The organism is Sphingobacterium allocomposti (assembly GCF_008124885.1).
GTDB classification, from domain to species: domain Bacteria; phylum Bacteroidota; class Bacteroidia; order Sphingobacteriales; family Sphingobacteriaceae; genus Sphingobacterium; species Sphingobacterium allocomposti.
On record NZ_VNHX01000003.1, the window covers coordinates 172,433 to 190,238 of the forward strand.

At 46.1% G+C, this 17,806-nt stretch carries 9 protein-coding genes and 1 tRNA gene; 2 read left to right on the forward strand and 8 right to left on the reverse strand.

Translation table 11 applies throughout. The features are described from left to right. Positions 1-135 precede the first annotated feature (135 nt). Entirely contained in the window at positions 136-996 is an 861-nt protein-coding gene (prmC, locus tag BC792_RS03650) for a peptide chain release factor N(5)-glutamine methyltransferase (protein WP_148907630.1), read from the forward strand. Between the two features lie 143 nt (positions 997-1,139). Continuing rightward, positions 1,140-1,212 (forward strand) — tRNA-Lys (locus tag BC792_RS03655). Between the two features lie 188 nt (positions 1,213-1,400). Here BC792_RS03655 and BC792_RS03665 read toward each other — a convergent pair. The 8 genes from BC792_RS03665 to BC792_RS03700 form a co-directional block, all read right to left on the reverse strand. After that, positions 1,401-2,039, reverse strand: a complete 639-nt coding sequence (locus BC792_RS03665) for a DNA alkylation repair protein (RefSeq protein WP_148907631.1) — start codon at positions 2,037-2,039, stop codon at positions 1,401-1,403. Between the two features lie 443 nt (positions 2,040-2,482). Further along, complete coding sequence (locus BC792_RS03670; protein ID WP_148907632.1) at positions 2,483-4,435, reverse strand: RagB/SusD family nutrient uptake outer membrane protein; 1,953 nt, start codon at positions 4,433-4,435, stop codon at positions 2,483-2,485. An 11-nt stretch (positions 4,436-4,446) separates the two neighbouring features. Further along, on the reverse strand, positions 4,447-7,506 hold the full coding sequence (locus BC792_RS03675; protein WP_211357464.1) for a SusC/RagA family TonB-linked outer membrane protein: 3,060 nt from the start codon (positions 7,504-7,506) through the stop codon (positions 4,447-4,449). A 297-nt stretch (positions 7,507-7,803) separates the two neighbouring features. Beyond that, entirely contained in the window at positions 7,804-10,455 is a 2,652-nt protein-coding gene (locus tag BC792_RS03680) for a glycoside hydrolase family 3 C-terminal domain-containing protein (protein WP_148907633.1), read from the reverse strand. Between the two features lie 160 nt (positions 10,456-10,615). Next, positions 10,616-12,712, reverse strand: coding sequence for a hypothetical protein (locus BC792_RS03685; protein WP_148907634.1), 2,097 nt, complete (start codon positions 12,710-12,712; stop codon positions 10,616-10,618). A 12-nt stretch (positions 12,713-12,724) separates the two neighbouring features. Continuing rightward, positions 12,725-14,311: a glycoside hydrolase family 43 protein gene (locus BC792_RS03690; RefSeq protein ID WP_148907635.1), complete on the reverse strand. Its 1,587-nt coding sequence runs from the start codon at positions 14,309-14,311 to the stop codon at positions 12,725-12,727. Positions 14,312-14,335: 24 nt separating this feature from the next. Further along, on the reverse strand, positions 14,336-16,246 hold the full coding sequence (locus tag BC792_RS03695; protein ID WP_211357466.1) for a sialate O-acetylesterase: 1,911 nt from the start codon (positions 16,244-16,246) through the stop codon (positions 14,336-14,338). A 29-nt stretch (positions 16,247-16,275) separates the two neighbouring features. After that, the gene (locus tag BC792_RS03700) at positions 16,276-17,640 is read right to left on the reverse strand and encodes a glycoside hydrolase family 43 protein (RefSeq protein WP_148907636.1); all 1,365 of its coding nucleotides are present in this window, start codon (positions 17,638-17,640) and stop codon (positions 16,276-16,278) included. Positions 17,641-17,806: the final 166 nt, after the last annotated feature.

Here is a 17,806-nt window from a genome sequence, read left to right on the forward strand (position 1 = left end):
ATTCAAGCTTTTGTAAGTTTGTTGTCTGAAATATGTCGTCTTATGCAACTGGGCGTGAACCGGGACTAACCGTTCGTGCAAGCATATACGCTTAAAATACATGGCCATACGGCGATCCAGAAGTAATTTATATATATGAAAACCTTAAGAGAACTAGCAGATGCTTATCAACAGGCATTACATTCACTTTACGAGCCTTCGGAAATTAAAGAACTTTTTCTGACGGCCTACACGCATATTACAAAAAAGCGGCGTGTAGACTATGCCTTAGATAGCAACATGGCGCCGGAGGATGACGTCCTTGCTTCCTTGCATGCCATCCTGGATCAGCTTCAAACCGGACAGCCTATTCAATATATTGTGGGACACGCCCCGTTTTATGGTCTAGAGTTTTCAGTTAACGAGCACACCTTAATCCCCAGGCCGGAAACGGAGGAGCTGGTAGACTGGATCCTTCGGGAAAACAATGCGCCGACTTCCTCGCTGAACGTTCTCGATATAGGGACGGGCAGCGGATGTATTGCCATTACATTAAAAAAAAATATGCCGAATGCTTCTGTTACGGCTGTGGATATTTCCGGCGAAGCTATACACCTTGCCCGGCGAAATGCATCTCGGAATAACGTTATTGTCGATTTTATTACTGCCGATATAATGGAATGGGAGTATTTTTTAAGCACGGATCAGCGATTCGATATTATTGTAAGCAACCCTCCTTATATCACGCCTAAGGAGAAGAGCATGATGCATAACAACGTGCTGCAATACGAGCCGCACAGCGCCCTGTTTGTGGAAGAGCATACGCCTCTTCTCTTTTATGACGTGATTGCCGACCTCGGCAGATCCCATTTGACCCCAAAAGGAGCATTATACTTTGAAATCAACGAACACCTGGGGCAGGAAACGGCCGAACTTTTAAGAAAAAAAGGATATCGTACGGTGGTCTTGAAGCAGGATCTCAACGGCGCCGACCGCATGGTCAAAGCCCTATTCTAGCTTATCATTTTTTTTGACTGAAAAACAAGACCTTACCTTGCAGAACAAAAAATATGCTTCCGGCTATTTGGCAACTATCAACATTTTTTCTACCTTTGCATCACTTCAAACAACGAAGGGTACTTCGAAAAACTAAGAAGTAAGATTCCGTAGCTCAGCTGGTAGAGCAATACACTTTTAATGTATGGGTCCTGGGTTCGAATCCCAGCGGGATCACATCTTGGGACAAGTCTAAAAACGATAGACTTGTCCCATTTTTTTCACCTTGTAACTTGCTGTTATTCTGATAAATAAGAGCAATCGCGGATCAAGCAGAATTCTTGGGGGGATATAAATAAATTCTTAGTTTAGCAGTCTTAAAATATATTACCTTGAAGATTCCTTAACACGAAGGATAGGTAATCTCAGATGTTTCGCTTGCTGCTTTCTATTGCGATGAACTCCGGCAAATAATTGGGCGTGCATCCTTTTGACACCATTTCATCTTTATAAAGGCCTGTCTTCTCGCCTAGAGCAATACAACGGCTTCGATACTTCCTTTCGTAAACTCCGATCCAGCCCGCCGTAAAATTCATTGCCCACTGGACTTCCTGCACCTCTCCTTCGATACGGCTCTCAATCTTTGCGAGTAATTCTTCGCTGTTCGACGGCTTTTGCCCTACCCAACGTAAACGAGCTTGATAGTACCAATAAATCCGTCTTTGCAGTGGAGATTGCCTGTTTTCCCAAGTTTCCATTAATGCAATAGTGTGTTTGTCTTTGGAAAGCTGGTTTGCCATTAACCAATCCGCTAGTTGAAGTCTTTCGTCTTCAACGTGCTGTGCAATGTCGTTATCGAGCTTATCAATGAGTTCTTGGGAAAGTTGCTTTTTATCCATAATCAAAATTGCCAGCTGTCTGGGCAAAAACTGGCCCGTTGACCAAAGCTCCAAAGCCAGCTCATGGTTCTTTTTGATCTGCGCCGCAATTTTCCGCAGGTCACCGAGCTTCGTTTCAGTATTGATTTGTGCCAAGATGCTTTCTGCCTGTGAAGAGTGTTGCATATACTTTTGATTTTAAGCTGGATAATGCTGACAGCAAATAACTGTGTGCTCCTTTTTGTTGTGCGCTCCGACAACCATCCTTTATGTTTACTTCGATTATGTTTTCTGCCTGATCAATTCTCCTCCGTCTGTTAAAAAGAGTTGTCCGTTCCCGTACACAGCTTAGAATACCTCTTGTTTCATCTCCGCATTGGAATTTGCTTTAGTAACAAACTTAGATAAATTACCTTTTAGGTGCAAAAAAACCGCGTTTTATAAAAAAAGCAATTATAGATCTCTCCTCTGCCATCAAGCTTCTTTCTAGAGGAAATATAAAAGTTATAATATGCACATCCAAGAGAGAGCCGGGGCATCGTATTTAATCATCATCGGATCAAAAAGTGAAGGTGCCATCAAAAAAATGGCACCTTCGGTTGGAAAAAAAAGTGTAACCGTTTTCTCGCTTAATTGTACCCTGGGTTCTGATAAGCCGTCTTGGCGGCGGGCTCCAATTCCATTGCGTCCATTTGTCCTTGCGGTATTGGGCGTAGATAATGATAGGGTTCTATAGTACGATTAAACGTAACCGGCGTGTGATCCTGGATATTTGGCCCTGCAATCTGATATGTTCTGGCCCGTTCCTGCCATTTTTGTGTTCTTACTAGGTCAAACCAGCGGTACCCTTCACCGAAGTACTCTCTGGAGCGTTCGTCTAGGATATAATCCACCGTTATAGTCAACGGCGTCGCCGCTATCATCTGCGCACTTTGATCCTGATTTTTCTCTACGTTTCCATTATTGTCCCAGCGCCATACACCGGCACGCGCGCGGATAACATTGATCAAGTCGCGCGCACTTTTGCCCGCCTGTACAGATGCTCCCTTTACGGCTGCTTCGGCTGCTACAAAGTAGAGTTCCGAGAATTTAGCAATATTGAAAGGTCTTGTGCTTCCGCCATTTGGCTGCCCTAGTCCGCCACCATCGTTCGTACGATACATGCCCAGCTTCCATAGATTCGGGTATTTACGGCGGCTTATGGCGGTTGGCCCCATGACAAAGTCTGCTCTGCCCGGTAGTACGCCAGCCCCAACATTGCTTTTATAAGTCGTATTTGAATAGTCTATCGGCTGCGCTGGCTCTTCGTTCAAAATAGTTAGGATAGCATCCCCCGGGCGTACAGGCATACCATTCGCATTATACAGCACTGCATTAGGTAAGCCCGCTTTATCCCAGTTACCTCTCCAAGTCGTTACAAACGTTCCGTCGTACCGGGAGTCGTTCGTTTTATCGGCAAAGGTATTAATGATCGCGTTTTGGGTGGGAGCCATACGTGTCCACGGTCTGCCATAAGCCTGCGCGGCCTGGCGTTGTACGGAGCGGACAACAGATGCCCAATCTGCTGTCGTTGCACTTTCCAGAAAGGTATAATCCCAGGTGACCATCCAAACTGCAAAGTTGTCTGGCGATCCGCCGTTCCCCCAAGAATGACTTCCGCCATTAAAGTATTCACTTTCCTCGGTATGATCTGCGTATAGCAATATTTCCTTATTTCGGTCATTTGGGGCATAGTTGACATCGTAGTAAGTCGTTTCCAGCCCAAAATTTCCAGGATTTTCTATTCCATCGACTGCAATATTGTAAGCCTGTTGAAAATAGTAGCCCGCATTGTGTCCATCCGGATCAGTACGTGCAGTTTCAGGATAGGTCGGAATGTTGTTTGGGTTTTCTAACCACCACGCATACGTAAGATAAGCCTTTGCTAAATACAGCCTCGCCAAGGTCTTAGTCACACCTCCCGTTACCCGTCCTATTTCAGGTAGATCTTCGATAGCCTGTTTCAGGTCCGGGAAAACGGCTTTAGTATACACTTCCGGTACGGTATTACGTACGGATCCCCGAAAGGTAGAAGTATTAAATTTCAGCTCCCCTGCTCCCAAATCCAACGGTACGCCACCGAAGGTCTGCACCAGAAGAAAGTAGTCAAACGCTCGAAAGAAACGAGCTTCCGCAATCAACGCATCCGATATCGTCCCGACCTCTTCGGCATTTTCAATGATTCCACTAGCGGTGTTGATTGCCGGAAATGCTGCGTTCCATAACACATCGGCCCGGCTTCCTTCAGGAGTAACGATTCCTACTCCGGAAAGATCCAAATCCCTGAAATTGGCATCCGCAGCCTGTGCATAGGTGTACTCGTCTGTTCCTGTCAGGCAGGCGTTAAGATAATACCCATTTCCATATATCCAGCGTAAATGCCCGTATAGCGCCGTCACGCCCCCCATCACGCCCTTTTCCGTTTTAAAATAGTCTGGCGTAAATATATTTCGGGGCTCCTCTTCCAATATTTGGTTGCAGCTGCCAAACAATAAGGCAGTACAGGCGATCCCTATTGAAACCTTGATATGTATATTCTTCATAATCTTCATACTTAAAATGTCAAATTAAGACCAATCATATAATTCCGGTTGGCGGGGGTATTGGTTCCGATAATTAACATACGTTCCTGGAAGGACGTTGTCACCGCCTGATTTTCGTTACCATACGAGTTCGGCTCGGGATCCATACCCGATTCACGGTGATAAGGAGAAAACAACACAAACGGATTCTGGACAGTTCCATACAAACGTAGGCCACTGATACCCCGTTGTTTGAGCCAACCATCATTCCTAAAGTTATAGCCCAAAGTAATTGTCCGTACCTTCAAATAAGAAGCATCGAAGTAACCTAAGGTACTACCGTATTTTGGGTTGTCGTTGCTTTCAATTCCGCCCGGCTTGGGGTATTTAGCATTTGTATTCTCCGGTGTCCAATAGTCTACTTTGACATTGTTCCGTCTACCACTCAACAGATTCAAATAACCGGAGGAAGAATATAGTGAGCTGATCAGCACACCGCCGTTTCTGTATGCCGCAACCATCCCCAAATCAAATCCTTTGTAAGACACCCGGGTGTTAAACCCTCCCTCGAAATTAGGATTAGTATTAATAATCTGCCGATCCTCCGCGTTAATTTGTCGTACCGGAGTACCGTCGGCGTTAAATTCGCCCGTATACTTCACCTTAATCATCCCTACATTCCCACCGGGCTCCAAAATATCTAAATGAGGATCACCTTCCTGCCACAGCCCGACTCTTTCATAGTCATAAATAACATCGATAGGATGTCCGACAAACCACCAGTTGGCCTCGTCGCGCAAACGTCCTGACGACAATGCCAGAAGTTTGTTGCGATTTAGGTAAAAGTTGACACCTGCTTCCCATGACCACCCATTCTCACTATTCAATATGAGTCCATCCAAGGAGAGCTCGAAACCCTTGTTCTGTGTTTCGCCGACGTTGGCCATATAACTTCCGACACCGGCGGTAGACGGTAGACCAACACTTAGTAAAAGATCCTTTGTATGCTGGGTGTAGTACTCCACCGTACCGCGTAACCGGCTGTTAAAGACAGAAAAATCCAGACCGTAATTCCAAGTTGTGGTATACTCCCAACCTAGTGCCGCATTTGGCAATTCCGACACATAATAACCAATTGCAAATTCCCGTCCGAAATTGTATGGGCGCGTGCTTAGGAGTCCCAGCGTTTTGTAGGGATCTACAGATTGATTAGAGGTTTGTCCGTATCCGACTCTCAGTTTCAGCGCATCCAACCAGTTAACATTCTCCATAAAAGCTTCATTCTTTACGTTCCAGCCCGCCGAAATCGCCGGATAGGCATGCCATTTATGACCAGGCGCCAAACGCGAGGAACCGTCCGCACGTGCCGTCACGCTCAACATATAACGCCCGTCATAGTCGTACATCACACGTCCCATCCAAGACATCAGCCCTGTCTTATAATATCCCTGATTGTTCGGATCGACCGTAATTTCGCCTGTGGCGTGTCCGAGGTTATAAAACTGAAATTGATCCGCGGGAATGTGCAGCGCTCGGACCTGCGAACTATTGAACATAACCTGTTCTGCTGAATACAGCCCTACTACATTAATATTATGCTTGTCGGCAAAAGTACGATCATATGTCAACAGATTTTCGATTGTCCATTGCGTATTTAGTGAATTGCTTATGGTCGCATTTGATGGCGTCGTCGGGTCTGCACTAAATATGCCCTCCCCTGTATAGCTTCCACCATTTGTTGTACGGAAGTTCAAGCCCACATTTACCCTATATTTCAGTCCTTCTATCCCTGGAATATTAACCTCTCCAAAAAACGTATTATAGGATCCAAATCCTTTGGTCTGATCTATCCAACGGTTGCCGAGATTTTCTATTCTTTCCCGCGAATACACCCACTGATTATCATTCGACAACCGGACAACATCCTTCCATGAACCATCTTCGTTGTAAGGGTTTGCTATAGGCGTTGAACTCAGCGTACTGTACAGCCCGAGGTTTCCCCCACGATTAATCGAATAGTTGTTATTGGTCGTCAGTCCCAGACGCAGTAAGCTGCCCACCTTCTGATCTAAACTTCCCCTCAACGAAAACCGCTCAAAATTTTGCCCGGGCAGGACGGCTTCGTCCCGAAAATAACCTGTACTGAAATTGTAAGCCGTCTTTTCCGTACCTCCAGAGATACTTAGATCCTGGCTCGTCATGATTCCGTTTTTATACAATAGATCCTGCCAATCCGTATCTATATCGTTAGATTCATCCGCTCCATTTTGGAAACGACCGGCCGTCTCACGTAATTTAATAAACTCTTCGGCATTCATCATCGGGTACCTGCCGAACAACGTTTTAAGACCTGTGAAACTGTTGAAGCTTACACGGGTCTGTTGTCCCGTATATCCTTTATGTGTGGTAACCAACATAACCCCATTGGCGCCGCGGGATCCGTAAATAGCGGTGGCCGATGCATCTTTTAGGATATCTACGCTCTTAATATCGATAGGATTGATGTCGCTTATTGATCCGGCAAAGGGTATCCCATCTAACACGATCAAAGGGTCGTTGCTCGCATTTAAGGAACGCGTACCCCGAATACGTATTTGCATCGGCGCGCCGGGTTTCGAAGAGGATTGCATGATCTGCACACCGGCAACGCGTCCCTGCAACGCCTGCGAGATATTTGAGGCAGGAACCTCGTTCATTCGCTCACCGCTTATCGATGCCACCGAGCCTGTCACCGCTTCCCTCCGCTGGGTACCATACCCAACGACGACGACCTCCTCCACGGCAATATCGTCGGCTTGCATTATAATATCGACGGTAAGCGCGTTCCCAAGCACATACTCCTGCGTTTTATAGCCGACGTTAGAGAACGTCAATGTTGCTCCAGAACGTGCCGGAAGTGTAAACCGTCCATCTGTCCCCGTTAATGTGGCTGTTTCCGTTCCCCGCACCCGCACGGAAACTCCCTCCAAGGATTGTCCATCTACAGCTGTCACCCTTCCTTGGACCGTCCGTTCTTGTGCCAATAGATTACCGGCCATCAGCAATGTCAGTAGCATCAAAATCGGCCAGCATACCAGACTCCCTCTTGCCATTCTTAAGATGCCAAGCGATAAAAAATTAGGTTTTGTCATCATATTAAGTATATATTTAGTGTCTTATCTTCCAGACTAACTATAATACAACCGGTTGCATTTTAAAAACAACAATAACTTGATGCGCTATTATTTTCCGTAAAAGGAGATCAGGTTTATAAATCGAATTCCCCTCAATATTCTCGCATACGAGACTGTTTACATATTGGTTGCTAACGCAATATTACTGCGATTTCTCGCTTATTGTATTTGTAGATGTAACATAAACGTTTCAATTTGTTACAAGCCATGGTTTCATCAATCGACAACGCGTATTTCCACTGCTTTTAACCCATCTGTTGCGGAGGTGCCTCCGTACAAAATGGTATAATAACCCGTTTTCAGTATTAGTCCGTCTTCCCTTTCGTCATAAAAATAGAAAGATGCCGGATCAATACGTAGCCGTACGTTCTTCGTCTCCCCCGGATTCAACGGAACCCGGGCAAACGCCCGAAGGGATTTCACCGGTGCCGATTGGTCGTTCTTTCGCGTAACGTATACCTGGACAACCTCCTCCCCACCGATCGATGAAACATTCGTCACAGGAATCGATAGATCCACACCCTCGTTTCCCTTGACGGTCGGATTTTCAAGCTGTATATTTTCGTACGAAAAACTAGCATAACTCAATCCATGGCCGAACGCATACAACGGCTCTTCTTTCATGTATCGATAGGTACGCCCTTGCATATCGTAATTTTCAAAACTGCTGCGTTTTGTATCGCCTGTGCCGGTTAAAGCATTGTCCAATTGAGCCAGTGTCTTATAAAAGGTAATAGGCAGCCTGCCCGCCGGATTATAATCTCCGAAAAGGACATCGGCTACGGCGGTTCCGGCTTCCTCGCCTCCGTACCAAGCGCATAAGAGTGCATCGTAGTTCATCTCATCCTGCTCAAGCGCCAAAGCGCTGCCCGTACAGAGAACGAAAACAACAGGTTTTCCCGTTTTCCGCAACGCGGCCAACAGCTCGCGTTGGATTTTCGGCAAGTCAATCGACGTTCTATCTCCACCTTTAAAACCCTCTGCGTCAACGTACATTTCCTCTCCTTCCAATTGTGGAGACAAACCGCCCGCATAGACGATCACATCAACTTCCTTCAACCGCTGTGTGAGATCCGTAAAATCAGCCTTCTCTTTTTTAAATACCGATAGTCCCATGGTCAGAATACTCCCCTTCTGACGATGCTCGAACACGACGGGATATACCTTTCCTTTCTCCACCTGCACGGCGTATTCCGCGCCACGCACAGCGGCGTGGCCTTCCATTTTACCAATTTCCTTTCCGGCAAACCGCAGGATGTAGCCGTCGTTAGCATTTGCCTTGAATACTACTTCCCCTGTATAAGGGGCGACAAACAGGCCCGAAATACGCGTCGACGTGTTTTCCATATTGACGCCTTGAGCCAAGGCTGTACCGCCACGGTTGGAATATTCGATTCCTAGGCTATTCGTCAACGTGCGTACAGGCTTACCTTCTAATGCATTATTGTTGTAAAACTCTACTTTCAGCCCCTTTTCGCCGTTTTCGGCAGTCAAGAACGACCCGTAAAGCGAATTTCGTACCCAGGGATCAACGAGATCGCTACCTTTCTCATAGATAATTTCTGCTGATGGCACCTTTTTTCTGATGCCTTCTAAAATAGTCACGGTCGAGGTTGGTGTACCGTTGTAGTTGCCCCAGAGCATCATACTGTCAGCAGCATTCGCTCCGACCACAGCAATCCGCTCCAGGCTTTTATCCAGGGGCAGTGTCCCGTGTTCATTCTTTAACAGGGTCATCGATTGCCGGGCGACATGTAGCGCTTGCTCCCTGTGTTTTTCTGACGCAACGATATCATAGGATAGCTTACTCCACGGAACCCGATCTATCGGATCGAACATACCCAGCTGAAACCATCCCCGCAATATCCGGCGAAGCGAGATATCAATCTGTTTTTCCGTAATTAACCCCTCTTTAACAGACGCCAGCAAATGCTCGTAAGACTGTCCGCACTCTAAGTCGGTAGACGTTAACACGGCATCTGCCACAGCATCCACAGGTGTTTCATGGGACTCGTGGTGTCCTTTTTTATAAAAATCGTCAATAGCCCAGCAATCGGACACGACCATTCCTTCAAATCCCCACCTATTCCGAAGGATATCAAGCAATAGCTTGTCGCTACCGCAGCATGGTTTTCCATCAAAAGCGTTGTACGCACACATAACCTCCTGTACATTTCCCTCCTGTACCAGCGCTTTAAAGGCGGGCAGGTAGGTCTCCCATAGATCGCGGTTAGAGACGACTGCGTTGTAGGAATGTCGGTTCCATTCTGGTCCGCTATGTACAGCATAATGTTTGGCACAGGCGTGAGTCTTAAAGTAGGTCGAGTCATCACCTTGCAGCCCCTTGACTGCTGCAAGCCCAAATCTGGTGGTCAGATATGGGTCTTCGCCGTATGTCTCCTGTCCGCGTCCCCATCTGGGGTCGCGAAAGATATTGATATTTGGCGTCCAAAACGACAGTCCGTAATAGCGTCCCCGCTCGTTGCGCCGAACAGCCTCATTATATTTCGCCCTCGCTTCGTCAGAAATAATTTCAAAAGTTTGGAGATGATTTGTCTCGTCCCATGTGGCTGCCATACCGATCGCCTGTGGAAATACAGTGGCTTTTCCAGAGCGCGCTACGCCATGTAGCGCCTCATTCCACCAATCGTATGCGGGAATCCCGAGCCGGGGCACGGGCTTTGAACTATTCATCATCAATCCGACCTTCTCTTCCAGCGTCAGCAGCCCAAGCAGGTTGTCAATGCGCTCTTCCACCGGTAGATCTGGGTTCCGAAAAGGGTAGCTATCTTTCGTATTCCCTTTGCTCGTGCAGGCTATCACGACGGTGACAAAAAATGTACCTATCAAATAACGTTTCGTTTTCATCAGCATATTTTTTTGGTATTCATAAACCCTTTCTCGCAGTTCATGCTGCCTTCGGTGGTTCAATGACGTTCCTGGCTCACTGCGTTCTGTTTCTTTAAATTAACAGCAGCCTATACGGTGCTATAATCCACTCCCCGGCCGGTTAATTACGTAAAACTTTCTATTCCGGTTCGAAAACAACCTCATATTTTTTTAACACCCCTTTGTAATCGAACTCGACGGTTGCCTTTTCCGACGCAGATGACGCCTGAGTAACGCGCACCTGGACATCGGGGTGGTCCGCCGCAGCTGAAACTACGGGCGTTTTTCCTTTAGAAATTTTGGCTTTAGCTTCGTAAATGTCATAGCCGACAATTCCGTTGTCCGCGGTCGACCGGACAGGCACAGCAGGTAGCTGAATTTCTTTGCCGTTGACGGCGATCTGCACGGCAGGTACCTTCGGCCGGTGGATTTCCTTTTCCTTGGAACTAAAGCCTAGACCGGTTAAGACGAAAAGTTCTTCATCTTCGACGCCTTCGGCAACCAAGTAGATAGCATGTTTTTTATCCAAGTGATCTACAAATTGCGCCACATCGACCGTCCATTTGGTGTCTATCTGTTCTGTACCGGCGGGGACGACAATTTCGCCGATTTTTTTACCGCCCCAGACGTGGTTACTCCAAGGACCATCCAGCCATACGTGGATCTTAAACGGATGTTTGCTTTTTGGGGTTAAAAACAGGTTAAAAGCAGTATTGTTGCCATGTTCCGTACCTTTAAACGCTTTTAAGCCCAAGGTATCCTTTTTCAAGCCTCCAAAACCAAAATGTTTGTAACCAATGATATGGCCGTTTTTAACAGGACTAATCGGCATGTGGTTATCCCAGATGTCCCATGAGTCCTGCATTGTGCTTACATCGGACAGGTAGCAAGCATATCCGGCTGAGTAGTATTGGTAGGGATCCAGCCCAAAAACATGGAATCCTTCTGACGTTACCTGCGCGCCCTGGTATTCCCTTCCTTGGCCGTCTTTAGCTGTCCAAATCTTATTTTCAGCATAGGGGTCGTATGCACGGATTGTGACACTCCCGCCCTCTGCGACCGGCTTCTCGTCCCATTGTACCTGAATCGGTTCGACAACCGCTTGACGGGCGAATCCGAATCCGCGTGGGGGGCGATGATAGAAGACATACCATTGACCGTTAATTTCTTCGATGCTGCCATGCGTATTATGACCGCCGTTGGTTGGCTGTAGGGAACTCCCATCTTCATTCAGCACGGGGGCACGTGAGTCGATCAGGACGCCACCGCTTTTCCAAGGACCTAATGGCGAGTCGCCAATTAAGTATCGTAAAGTGGAGTTGGAACTGCTCAGGCCATATTCAGGCCCAGAGTACCCACTGTAAACAGAAACATATTTGTTGCCCACCTTCCGAATAGACGACGCTTCAAAGAAATTAAAAGCGCCCAGATCTTCACCGGGTAATATATGGGGATACTGGGTTCCTTGAGGATCCCGTAGAACACCATAACGTGCGCTAGCCGGAATAAAATGGTCGATCACTTTTGTCCCGGGCCGTATGGAATACATGGTGTTTTGGTCCAATTCTGCTGCCAGCGAACGCTGGAATCCCCAATAGGCGTAGGCTCGGAAGCCTATATCGAAATCGGGGTCGGCGGGATCCGTGACATATTCAATATAAACAGCCGGATCAAAACCTATTATACTGCCTTCAACTGTCCGACGGCCGTCCGAAGTTAAGTTAATTGGCGTAAATGGTCCGTCAGGTCGGCTTGCCTTAGCGACCATTGCTTCCCTGTTTGCGCCGCGGCTATGCGGATAAAGATAATATTCTTTGGTTCCGTCCTTTCGCTTAACTTCAACGAGGTCCGGTGCATACATCACATCCCATTGTCCATCGACTTCGTAAGTGAAAATAGCGCCTTCGTCGCGCCAACTGGATAAGTCTTCTATGGGTGCAGACCACATACGTATATCCGGCCCGCAATAGCTGTCATAGCGGACATCGTGCGAACCGACGATGTAGACGCGATATTTCCCGTGGTTATCCGGGTCTTCAAATACCCGAGGTTCGCCATCCGGTAGATGTTCCCATAGCGGCAGGTAAGGGTTGCCCTGAGCGGTGTGTACAAAAGGCTGCTGCTCAACTCTCTGTGTCGACGGAATCTGAGCCTCGAGTTCGGTCATCGACAATAAGGATACTGTGGCGATCAAAAGCAGGTCTTTTTTTAACCGAGAAAAATAATATCTTTCCATACATAATACGTTTTAGTTTTTAGCGGTCAAATTGTCGCTTATCTTAAAATAGTCAAAGTCAACATATCCGTTGATTTTCTGCGTAGCATAATTGAACAAAGCGAAGCGATACCCCATAAAATGGTCTAGCGTGTAAACCATCTTTAAGATCTTGCCTATAGACTTCCAGTTTTTCCCATCTATACTATAATAAAAGTAGCCTTCGTCTCGCTGATTTATATAGTTCGCTTCTACTTTCAAATAAACAATATCACCTGCGAACGGTATTACTTCATCTTCTTGATAATACTCGTTGTCCTTGTCGGCGCGCTGTGCATTGCCAGCGAAAATGTAATATTTCCCCTCTTTCTTTTTGACACCGATCAATCCGTACTTACGTTGCAAGAGACCTATACCCGCCACATCTCCATCGTTCATTTCCGACACATCCAAGGCAACTTCCCCGCTACACGTTGGCCCGAAGGTTCGTTGTGTAAGGGTATTTTTAGCCGTTAGGAAGCTATTCGTTATGTGTCCTGCTTTTAATCGAAGATATCCCTTTCGTTCTCTCACAGACCAATTTTGGTGATCCGGGTTATGGTTCCATTGCCAGACTAAAGGTAAGTCAACGTCTCCACCTGTACGCGAAAAATCGTCAGACGCGACAATCGCGGGTACAACAGGCTGCTCGGCGGGAATATTTAGTGTCATGGGAACCATTCCCTTATCGCCAAACACTGGCCAGCCATCTTCCCATTTCATAGGCACTATATATGGGATACGCCCTACAGCGCCCGAGTCACGAAAAAAGTATCCGTACCACTCCCCTTCCGGGCTGTCTATGAAGCCGCCTTGCGCCACGCCTTTGTCTTCTAAGACAACTTTCCCCTCATATGGCCCCATAATGTTGTCTGAACGAAACAACAACTGGGTTCGCATGCTTCCTTTTGGCCAAGTAATCAGAAAAAGATAATATTTACCGTTGGCTTTAAACAGTTGTGCGCCCTCCGCTGGTAAACCTTTCGGTTTACCAGTAATCGCGTCAGCATCTTCGATGATGGTTTTCTTTTCACTTTCTTCTTTAAAACCTGATAAATCACTTTTCAGCTCACGTATACCTATTCGCCCCCCTGCGGTAACCATATAGACCTTACCATCATCATCAAAAAACAATGAGTGGTCGTGCACCATTGGTTTAAACGTTTTGACCTCCCAATCTGAAGTATTTGGATCTGTAGATGAATAAATATAATTCAATCCAGAACTATTGGAAAACGTAGAAACATAGTATATACCATTATGGTACCGTAAACTACTTGCCCACGAACCTCTACCATAGGTATCCTTGCCATTTTCCATTTCGAAATCGTCCAGATTTCCTAACGTATTATACGCATAGCCTGCTATTTCCCAATCCACCAAATTTTTAGATTTCATGATGGGGAGTCCTGGATTCATGTGCATTGTTGTGCTACTCATATAGTACGTGTCACCTACTCGGATCATAGACATATCCGGTACATCGGCCCAGATAACCGGATTCCGGGCTTGTCCACATACCAAAATCAACATGCCGTATAACAGGAATGTTAAAGTCAATATACTTTTTAAGCGATTCATCTTCTTATGTCTCCCATTTTTTATTTACCAGTAGTCAGTCCTAAAAGGGCTAGCCAATAACCCTTCTTTATTCATTAGATTGGCTTGCACTGGATTATCGCTCCATGCATAACGAACAGCAACCGGATGCTTTACTTCATTGCTACTAACAACAATGGTATTTCCTTTGATAACCGCATCCGCCCATACAAACTTCTTATCGGGTCCGGCTACTGCAAAATGCTTTAACTTGCCATTCCGGGCTTGTAAGCCCCCGCCAATCTCTGAAAAGGAAATAATAATCTTATCGTTCACAATTTTCATGTCACTATATAACGGCCCAGAACTCACCAACTGCTCCCCAAATACAAGCCTTCTGGCCCCAAGCAACAACCGGTGTGCGACGTCTTTTTTATTAAGTGGATGTAAATCGTTCCATTCTCCTACATCATATGTTACAGCAAGCGCCGTATAGGGCACCTGCGTAACAACATTAAGTTGTGCTTCCCGTATCGAAGCCCAGCCGCTGTATATCGGAGGAGTTGTAGGTTCAGTAGAATAATTTGGCAGCTGTACCAACAGAAAAGGCATTTCTGCGCAATGGAACAATTCCCGCCAATTTTCAATTAAAGAGGTTAATAAATGCTGGTAATTCTTCGGACTCCCCGCGTTTGACTCTCCCTGATACCAAATAGCTCCTCTTATTTTATAGTCGCGCAGGGGGTAGATCATGCCGTTATATAAACTCGATCCGGCTGTTTTAATATTTTCCAGACGTTGCCGATATTCTTCGGTGACAGCTAAATCGCTTCCTACTTTATATTTCCACACACCTGTCAAGTCAATTTCCAATTGATCACCGGAAATTTTATACACTTTTCCCGGTATGAAACCGCCATCTCCTGCGTTGGCAGTTAACTTTACGGTGATGTTATTTTTCCCACCTTTTAAAATTCCCCCCCGAACATGGTAATTTCTTGGTGGGTACATATACGACGTCGAACCAACAAAATGACCATTTATAAAGACCGAATCGCTGTCGATCAACGTTCCCAAATACAGCTTAGCATACCGGCCTGCCATAGAATCGGGCAAAACAAAGTCCTTTCGAAAAAAAACTGTTCCCCGTGCATTTAATCCCTTATCACGCCAGAATCCCGGCAGTTCCATCACTTGCCAGTCGGTGTCATCCCAATCTAAAGACGTCCATTTCGCAGTTTCGCCAGCGAGCTGTGAAGAGTTCATCGTACGCCAAGCTTCTTGATCTACTAATAACTCTGGAAATGGCTTCAGGTGTTCCTGGCTGATCCAGCTTTCTATTGCCGATCCCCCTAAACTGGCGATCAACATCCCCTGTGGCACGCGGGTATGCTCGTAGGCCTGCTGTGCGTAAAAAAAGGCCAATGCCGTCCATTTCAGAACATCCGAAGCCGTTCCCGAATACCACTCTCCGCCAAGAGGAATGTCATCTTTTCCGTCAACTGCACTATGCTGTGTGGGCACCTTAAAATACCGTATCATATGGTTGTTCGATATCTCTATTTCGGGATACCGATCGGTTAAACGGGTAATGGGAGTTTCCATATTCGACTGCCCAGATCCTAACCATACGTCGCCAATCAAAATATCGCGAATGGTTATTTCATTAATTCGCATAATAAAAGGGCCGCCTGCTTGCTGTGGTGGAAATGTAACAATCCACTTTCCGTTCTCGTCAGGCTCGGTATGATACACCTTTTCTTTAAATCGTACAGTCACTTTCTCCCCTTTATCTGCCCACCCCCAAATATTGAGTTCTATATCCCGTTGCAGCACCATCCGGTCGCTGATCAGTTGTGGCAACCGGATTTTTCCATAACCGGCTGTTACAAACAAACAACAAACCAGCAAAGCCAATATATGGCGAAGAGGTTTCGTTAATGGACTTTGGCTACACACTTGCTCCTTTTTGTTCATATGCTGACTTAAAAATTCATTTTACTTAGTCATTTCCCAAACTTCCAACAATCAAAATACATGATGTTTGAAGCAGCCTTCCCTTTAAATACAAAATAGAGATCGTGAACTCCAACTATTTTATTCTTGAGTTCTACCTCTAGTGCCATCCACCGGTCATCACCTCCTGTCATCGGTACTTTAACGGTTGCTAAAACGGGACCATCAGTCGCCCCCGATCGTACTTCCATATGCACGTTACCATTGTGGGTGGTTCCCACTCGAGCAAAGAACGAAGATGCACCTTCTGTACCGAAATCGACATTTTTTACACAAGTGAATGCATCATTTTTTTTAGCTTTAATAAACACTCCAACCTTGTCGTTCTGAAACGATTTGACATGCTCAGACCAAGAAATTGTCTCGGCTTGCGTTAATTCAAAAGGATTGACGGTCGCAATAGCTTCGGTAATGCCTCTTGCCATCGTCATCGGCCGTACACTTCCGTCCTCGTTAAATTCAAGTTCCTGAACTGCCACTGACCGTGTGAATCCACTACCACCGGGTAGTGCTGCATTATGGTAGAAGAAATACGTTTTTCCTTTAAAGTCAATAACACCGGGATGATTTGTAAACGCCCCCCCCTCCGCTGGCATGATAATTCCCGCGTATTTCCACGGCCCCTCGGCTTTATCGCTTGTAGAGTAGCCGATAAACTCGGGGAGCGGCCCTCCCGGCCAGAATAGATAGTATAAATTATTCCGCTTGTAAAGCCAGGGGCCTTCTTCGTATTTTGTGGGCCGTTCTGAGTTTCCTTCGCGCCGTCCAAACGACTCTTCAATCATTGGAACTTCGATGGTCTCACCGGAATACGATATCATATCCTCATTAAGTTTCAGATATTTGAGCTTTGGATTTCCCCAATACATATGGACTTGTCCGTCATCGTCAATGAAAACGGTCGGATCGATATCTCCCCACTCACTTTGAACTAACGGTTTACCCAAGGGATCATAAAATGGCCCTATTGGACTATCGCCGACTGCCACGCCAATTGCTCCTTTATTATTATATCTAGAAATAGCTGGGACATACAAATAGAATTTACCATTCTTCTCTACGCATTGTGCGGCCCAGGCATCACCTTTCGCCCATTCAAAGTCAGTATAGGAAAGAATAACACCATGATCTGTCCAGTTAACCATATCGTTTGTAGAGTATACACGCCAGTTGTTCATATTGAACCAAGTCGATTCATCTTCATCATGGGTCGTGTATACGTACAGCCGATCATTATAAACCAAAGGTGCAGGATCAGCCGTGTAGTTCGTCTGGATAATGGGATTTTGAGCAAGAGCATTCGTTCCTAAACATAGGAAGGAGCAACCTGCAATACATTTAATGATGTTTTTCATACGTTCGTTAAACTTACTCGATTTGCTACTAACGTTGTGACTATCTGTCCGGTATGCCCAATGATTGATTAAAATGTTCATGACCTCTCCTGGAACCGACACCAGTTTCTTTATCAAGACAACACGATGCCTATTAATTTCACACAACTTACCACAACTTGCTCGA

Excerpts from the sequence above, each read along its gene's own strand:
- BC792_RS03685 (WP_148907634.1), bottom strand. The coding sequence starts at position 12,712 with ATGGAAAGATATTATTTTTCTCGGTTAAAAAAAGACCTGCTTTTGATC.
- BC792_RS03670 (WP_148907632.1), bottom strand. The coding sequence starts at position 4,435 with ATGAAGAATATACATATCAAGGTTTCAATAGGGATCGCCTGTACTGCC.
- BC792_RS03690 (WP_148907635.1), bottom strand. The coding sequence starts at position 14,311 with ATGAATCGCTTAAAAAGTATATTGACTTTAACATTCCTGTTATACGGC.
- prmC (WP_148907630.1), top strand. The coding sequence starts at position 136 with ATGAAAACCTTAAGAGAACTAGCAGATGCTTATCAACAGGCATTACAT.
- BC792_RS03665 (WP_148907631.1), bottom strand. The coding sequence starts at position 2,039 with ATGCAACACTCTTCACAGGCAGAAAGCATCTTGGCACAAATCAATACT.
- BC792_RS03675 (WP_211357464.1), bottom strand. The coding sequence starts at position 7,506 with ATGGCAAGAGGGAGTCTGGTATGCTGGCCGATTTTGATGCTACTGACA.
- BC792_RS03680 (WP_148907633.1), bottom strand. The coding sequence starts at position 10,455 with ATGAAAACGAAACGTTATTTGATAGGTACATTTTTTGTCACCGTCGTG.
- BC792_RS03695 (WP_211357466.1), bottom strand. The coding sequence starts at position 16,246 with ATGAACAAAAAGGAGCAAGTGTGTAGCCAAAGTCCATTAACGAAACCT.
- BC792_RS03700 (WP_148907636.1), bottom strand. The coding sequence starts at position 17,640 with ATGAAAAACATCATTAAATGTATTGCAGGTTGCTCCTTCCTATGTTTA.